General features: G+C 64.6%; 1 protein-coding gene. It reads left to right on the top strand.

What is annotated here, in order from left to right; all coding sequences use genetic code 11:
• Positions 1-91: 91 nt before the first annotated feature.
• The gene (locus ACSBPG_RS31890) at positions 92-1,219 is read left to right on the top strand and encodes an ISAs1 family transposase (RefSeq protein ID WP_435541284.1); all 1,128 of its coding nucleotides are present in this window, start codon (positions 92-94) and stop codon (positions 1,217-1,219) included.
• Positions 1,220-1,224: the final 5 nt, after the last annotated feature.

Here is a 1,224-nt window from a genome sequence, read left to right on the forward strand (position 1 = left end):
CAGGGGAATCGCATTTGAGAAAAGAGGGTAGCGTGGCGGGCTGACATGGATTCTGTAGGGAGGCTGAAGGGTTCAGGGAAGGAGCCTCCCGATGTCGTGGTACGCGAAGGTTTTTGCCGCCCTGCCGGACCCTCGGACGGGGAATGCGAAGCGGCATGATCTTTTGGAAGTTCTCACGATCGCGCTGACGGCGTCGATCTGCGGAGCGGAGAGCTGTTCGGATTTTGCCGACTTTGCGGTGGATCGGGAGATTTTGTTCCGGGATTTCCTGCGGCTGGAGAATGGGGTTCCAAGCCACGATACGTTTTCGCGGATTTTCCGGCTGCTTGATCCGGCGGCCTTTGCGGCATGCTTTGGACGGTTTCTGGATGAGTTGGGGACGGCGGGCGCGGGCGTTCTGGCGATCGACGGCAAGACGCTGCGCCGGTCCTTCGACGACGCGGCGCGCGCCAACCCGCTGGCGGTGGTGACGGCGTTTGCCTCGGCCACGCGGGTGGTGGTGGGCCAGCAGAGCTTCCGGGTGGCCGAGGGCGACAGTGAGATCGTGGCGGCCCGTGCCTTGCTGGGGTGCCTGGATCTGACGGGATGGCTGGTCACCGCCGACGCCATCCACTGCCAGGAGGACACCGCGCGCATCATCCGCGACCAGGGTGGCGACTACCTGCTGCGCCTCAAGGGCAACCACCCCGCCCTGCATGCCATGGTGGTGGAGTACTTCGCCGATCCGGAAACGCTGGCCGGATTGCTCTCCAGCAAAACTACTGATGCCGACCACGGCCGCATCGAGACCCGGCGGGCCTGGGTCAGCCATGACCTGAGTTGGCTGCGCGGTCCCAAGTCGGCCTGCTCCGAGCCGCTCCTGCTCCCCGACATGGCTTGTCTGGGCATGATCGAAGCCACCATCGAGCGGAACGGCAAAACCACCGTCACCCGCCACTACCACATCTCCTCGCGCACCCTCACCCCGCTGGACTACCTCAACGCCGCTCGCGCCCATTGGTCCGTCGAGAACGGCCTCCACTGGGTCCTCGACGTCACCTTCGACGAGGACCGCGCCAGAAGCCGCAAGGATCACGCCCCGGAAAACCTCGCCACCCTGCGAAAGCTTGCCCTCAACGTCCTCAACCGGGCACGCACCGACATCTCCGTCCGCCGCAAGCGCAAACGCTCAGGATGGTCCGACGAGTTCGCAAGATCCATCCTCGGCCAAATGCGATGACCGTG

The organism is Azospirillum sp. ST 5-10 (genome assembly GCF_051225715.1).
In the GTDB taxonomy this organism is placed as follows: domain Bacteria; phylum Pseudomonadota; class Alphaproteobacteria; order Azospirillales; family Azospirillaceae; genus Azospirillum.